Origin of the sequence: Microcystis sp. M53602_WE12 (assembly GCF_030065455.1) — a bacterium.
In the GTDB taxonomy this organism is placed as follows: domain Bacteria; phylum Cyanobacteriota; class Cyanobacteriia; order Cyanobacteriales; family Microcystaceae; genus Microcystis; species Microcystis aeruginosa.
Map to the genome: position 1 here is coordinate 1 of NZ_JASJFB010000170.1, position 5,253 is coordinate 5,253.

Consider the following 5,253-nt stretch of genomic DNA (forward strand, 5'->3'; position numbering starts at 1 on the left):
CAGACGTTTTTGACGTTCTGCTAAAATTGTCTGTAAATTCGGTCTTCCGGTTAAGGTTAATCGCCAAGAAGCCCAAATTTCATAGATAATATCCACTAGAAACCCAATAACCGGCCATTTGGTAGCGGCATAAATCCAACCAATGTCTAAAATGTCATAGACTTGGCGAAACACTTCCACATTTTGGAGAATAGTACCATCAGCTAGTACGGCGTGGATTCGCCCCATGGCTGCCGCGAAGGAAATACCGCCATTTTCCTCTGGATTATAGTTTTCGGCGGCAATATCGACAAAAGCAACTAATCCTCTCCCAGCATCCCGTTTTTGCAGAAAATTGACCTCGCGCAAGCAGAGGGGACATTCTCCATCGTAGAGAAGTTTAATTTTCCAAGAGGGCGATCGAGTAGAATTTTCTAAGGTATCAGCAGATGGAGTCGGTAAAGATGACATGATCTTCTAGGGATTTTCTTTTCGGTGGTCGGTAATTAGTGAGGGGTTGAGAAGTGGCGAGTGAGTGGAACGAACCACAGAGACACAAAGGACACAAAGATCGATCCTACATTAAGTTAAACTTATCACACAAAAAATAAGAGAGCCAATTGGGGTGTGGGGAGAATAAATAAAAGCAATCTCCTGAATACTGGCTCGGAGAATACTGTCCTGATGATTATTTTATGGCAATTCATCAGATTGGATGGTATCACTCTCTATTGGTTCTCGATCGTTGCGTTTTGAGAAACCCCAAGCAAAGAGGATAGCAATTAAACTAATCATAATCCATTCCGGCGGCACAAAATCGGGACTAATCACCCGCAACAGCAATCTTAAACCCACCAAACCGACGGTGACAAAACCAGCATCTTCTAGGTGGGTGTATTCTTCCAACCAGCGAATAAATAAACCCGCCATAAAGCGCAGGGTAACTACTCCGATCGTACCACCAAGCAGGATCAACCAAGTATCATCGGCCACGGCGATGGAGGTGGTGACACTATCGAGGGAAAAAGCTAAATCGGTAACGGCAATTAGGGGGATAGCTTGCCAGAGAGATTGAAACTTGAGACTATGATGGGTGTGGTCTTTGTCTTCCGGGGAGGCAAAGTAATTAAAGACTAACCAGAGCAAATATACTGCTCCCAAAAGTTCAAACTGCCAGTATTTAACCACCCAGGTGGCGGTAAGAATCAAGACCATACGGAGAATATAGGCGAAAACTAAGCCAATATTCAAGGCCTGACGTTGACGCTGATGATCTCCTAATCCCTGTGCTATGGAAGCGAGAGCAATGGCGTTATCTGCTGATAATACCGCTTCTAGGGCAATGAGAACCAACAGAATTAACGGGGTTTTTAGACTAAGGGTTAGAGATGAATCAAGGAGCGAGTCTAACATTGAGGCCGCAGGTAAAAATAAATGTAATCATGGCAATACTTCAGCTTAACGCTTTTACAACTTTCTTTTCTAGGGGAGATAACCGTCATCGGGGTGGGGAGATATGAAGTCTTGTAACGAAATGATGCAGAGGACCCCGATGATGTCGGAAAGTATTGGATGAATATCTTTATGAGGAGATAATCAGCAATGCTTTCTGATACTCAAGTTTTAGTCGCTCTGGTAATTGCTTTAATCCCCGGGATTTTGGCTTTTCGTCTAGCGACGGAACTTTATAAGTAAAATCGCTTTCAATAAACCCTGATCCCGTCTGACCTAGCTATAGGGGAGACCGATTGGGGTTTTTTCGGTTGTCGGTTATCAGTTACCAGTTATCAGTGATTGGGAGTAACTTGAAAGTAATTAGCCACTTTTCTCACCGATTTTACTTATACTCATAAATCTATGACCGCAGGAACACGAAACCAAACCGACAAAAAAAACCGAAAAAAGCCAAAAAGCGGCAATAAATCCCAAAACTGGCAAGTTATCGAGATCTGGCTCCGAATTATTGCCTATAGCGCCATTTCCGTCACGGCAGTTTTTGCGATCGCTCGTTTGCTACCTTACCAACAGATCCAACAGGCAAAACTGGAAGAAGTGCGTTTGGCAGCCCAAGAAAAGGAGGAACGCGTCAATCAATTGCGCGGTCAATTTACTCGCAGCTTCGATCCTAGTCAAGCGCGGCAAGTGATGGGGGAACAAAGTCCCCGACGGGATCCTAATCAAAGACGCATTTTTTGGGTTTCTCAGTAGAATTGAGCGAGATAAATTCGTTTTTGAGCAGATTATTGGGGTATTTTGCCGATGCTGGTTGTTCACAACGAAAAAATTCTCGATTTCATTAAATACCGCTACTCTCTGGGGGATCTTCAGAGATTATCCGCGTTTTTGTCGGAAAATGATGTCTTGAGATTTCCCCAGCTAGAAAATGGCTTATTTCCAGCAGCATTAGTCAGTAATGAGACAGAATACACCGGATATGCCAATGTTTGGCTGAGGGATAACGTTTATCTGGCCTATTCTCACTATATTATCGGACAGACAGCGATCGCTGTCAAGAATATTCAGACTTTGATGAACTATTTTCAAAAGTTCCAAAGGCGTTTTATTAATATTATCCAAGGTCGAGTTAATCCTGAAAAGATCAGGGAACGTCCTCATATTCGTTTTGAGGGACGTACACTGACGGAAATTGACCAAGTTTGGCAACACGCACAAAATGATGCCCTTGGCTATTTTCTCTGGTTTTATTGTCGTTTAGCACGGGAAAAATATGTTGAGCTTTCCCCCCATTGTCTAGAAACAATTGCCCTATTCCCCTTATATTTTCAAGCAATTAGTTATTGGCAGGATGAGGATAGCGGTCACTGGGAAGAAACCCGTAAAATAGAAGCATCTAGCATCGGGGTTGTGGTAGCGGGATTACGGGAATTAAAAAGGTTATTAATCGAGACAGAGATAAATCTCACGGCTGAAAATCGCAGGATTACACCGGCATTTTTAGCGGACTTAATTGAGATAGGAGAACAAGCTTTATACCGTATTTTACCGGCCGAGTGTCTTCTACCAGTACCGCAAGCGAGAAGTTATGATGCAGCCCTACTTTTTTTGATTTATCCCTTACAAGTGGTGGAGACAAATATCGCCGATCAAATTCTTAATAATGTTATCGTTCACCTTCAGGGAGATTACGGTATTCGTCGCTATTTAGGTGATTCTTTTTGGTGTCGAGACTATCGCTTAATTCCCCCAGAAATCCGCACCACGGTATCGACGGAAAGGGAAAATTGGTTACAGGAACAAGGGAGAGGATTAAACCTAGGCGAAGAAGCACAATGGTGTATTTTTGATCCGATTATTTCTGCCATTTTTGCCCTTAAATTCCAGAGTACAGGTCAGGAGAAATACCTCAACCTACAAACCCATTACTTCAATCGTTCTCTCGGACAAATTACGGGAAAAGATTCCCCCCTGGGTGAGTTTAAATGTCCCGAATTATACTATCTAGAACAGGGAAAATATATTCCTAATGATGCCACTCCTCTCCTTTGGACACAGGCTAATTTACAAATCGCCTTGGAACTAATTAAGAAAAGTTTAAGCCAATAGTGTAATTCTAAATAGCTGGTTATAATTCAATTAAAAATGGATTTTAGGTTTGATCCCCCCTGCCCCCCTTGATAAGGGGGGTGCCGATAGGCGGGGGGATCTACCCTTGATAAGGTGGGTGTCTGATAATTTTTAACGCCTACCTACTTATTTGACCAGATAAAATTACAACTATATATAAATCCAGGAGTTAAAAAATGCCTAAGAACAACAATCAACCCGATATCAATAAAGCGATCGATGTGTGTATGGAGGAGTATAAAACCCTGAGAACGGAAATTTTACAAACCATACAAAATCGCACTAATGTTATTGTCTTCGGGGGGGGTCTAGTTTTGACTTTACTGGGAATTGGGATCAGTCCCATCGCTAATCTTCCCATCATGAAAGAGACAACAACTATTACTACTACAAAACCCACAGATACAACTACAATAGAAACGACAAAAGGAGAAAAAAAAACGACAAAAGGAGAAACAACACAAACGACAATATCTCATCCAAAAGGGGATAGTAGTCACGAAATTAAACAAAAAAATTCAAAGCCAACTCCAAAAGGGGATAGTAGTCACAAAATTAAACCAAAAAATTCAAAGCCAACTTCCTCGACGTCAGTTATTAAAGAAAAAGACACAGTAACAGCAACAGAAACAATATCTCCACAAAAATATGATATTCCAATTGAACGGCGAATTCCTTCAGCAATTATTCTGGGAATAATGGTTCCCGCCTCTTGTGGATTGATCATCTTTCTTGTCAATGCAAGTAATCATCAGGTCGTTAGAATTGGTAGATATATTGCCACTAATATTGAGCCTAAAATTAATGATTTATACTTTAATAATTTACCCGTTGCTCAGAAGCCAATTGTTTGGGAAACCTATATGCAAACTTTACGATTTGGACCAGAAGAGGGTACTTGGATTAAAAGGGTTTTTGGTACTATCCAACTCTTGGGATTAGCGGGTGCTGTTTTTGCAGTATCAGACATAATAATTCTTTACCCATTAGAATCGATAAGTGCTATTCTTAGTCCCATGGTAGGAAACTTAATTGGTGCATATATTATCACTGTGATTATTTTAATTGTTGTAATATCGGTGTTACTATTAATACCAGCAATTAGAAAGATAATTAGAAAGATAATTAGAAAGATAATTTTACCTATGTACTTCTCAATACTTACTGAAGAAGGTAGTATTGCCGAGTTAAGAGACGGTGAAGGAAGTTTAAAAAAAATCTGGTACAAAGGAATTGACAAACAAAATGAAGATGTGAAAAGTACACGAATATTTTGGATAAAACCTATAAGATATTTTATTCCTCTGTATCAGATAGTAGGAGAAATGATTGATGATGATGATAGAGATAATGCTATTATTCAGATAGAAAATGGCTCGTTAAAATCGAGACTGCAAACTTTAGATGAATTTCGCCTAGCTAATCAAGTACAGAATACTAAAGTTTTGATGCAAGCACAAGGAGCAAATAAACAAGACCTTTTAAATGAACTTATCAATAATTTATTTGAACATATTCAAAATCAAGAAGTGAAATCTACACGAATGTATCAAATAGTAGAATCAATGATTGATGATAGAGATAATGCTATTATTCAGATAGAAAATGGCTCGTTAAAATCGAGACTGCAAACTTTAGATGAATTTCGCCTAGCTAATCAAGTACAGAATACTAAAGTTTTGATGCAAG

Annotated in this window: 5 protein-coding genes and 1 pseudogene; 4 read left to right on the forward strand and 2 right to left on the reverse strand. The window is 40.0% G+C overall.

What is annotated here, in order from left to right; genetic code table 11:
- Together PX482_RS06590 and PX482_RS06595 are read right to left on the reverse strand one after the other, a co-directional pair.
- Positions 1–450 (reverse strand): thiol-disulfide oxidoreductase DCC family protein (locus PX482_RS06590; RefSeq protein WP_288122224.1); only part of this gene is annotated, 450 nt, incomplete at its 3' end.
- 222 nt (positions 451–672) lie between these two features.
- Entirely contained in the window at positions 673–1,392 is a 720-nt protein-coding gene (locus PX482_RS06595; protein ID WP_002758716.1) for a TerC family protein, read from the reverse strand.
- 189 nt (positions 1,393–1,581) lie between these two features.
- Here PX482_RS06595 and psaM point away from each other — a divergent pair, with 189 nt between their 5' ends.
- The 4 genes and pseudogenes from psaM to PX482_RS06615 form a co-directional block, all read left to right on the forward strand.
- A complete protein-coding gene (gene psaM / locus PX482_RS06600) occupies positions 1,582–1,674 on the forward strand; it encodes a photosystem I reaction center subunit XII (RefSeq protein WP_012264462.1) in 93 nt (30 codons plus the stop codon).
- A 162-nt stretch (positions 1,675–1,836) separates the two neighbouring features.
- Positions 1,837–2,187, forward strand: a complete 351-nt coding sequence (locus tag PX482_RS06605) for a slr1601 family putative cell division protein (RefSeq protein ID WP_002758717.1) — start codon at positions 1,837–1,839, stop codon at positions 2,185–2,187.
- 51 nt (positions 2,188–2,238) lie between these two features.
- Entirely contained in the window at positions 2,239–3,543 is a 1,305-nt protein-coding gene (locus tag PX482_RS06610; RefSeq protein ID WP_002758718.1) for a glycoside hydrolase family 15 protein, read from the forward strand.
- Between the two features lie 197 nt (positions 3,544–3,740).
- Positions 3,741–5,253: pseudogene (locus PX482_RS06615) on the forward strand (hypothetical protein); the annotation flags it as partial.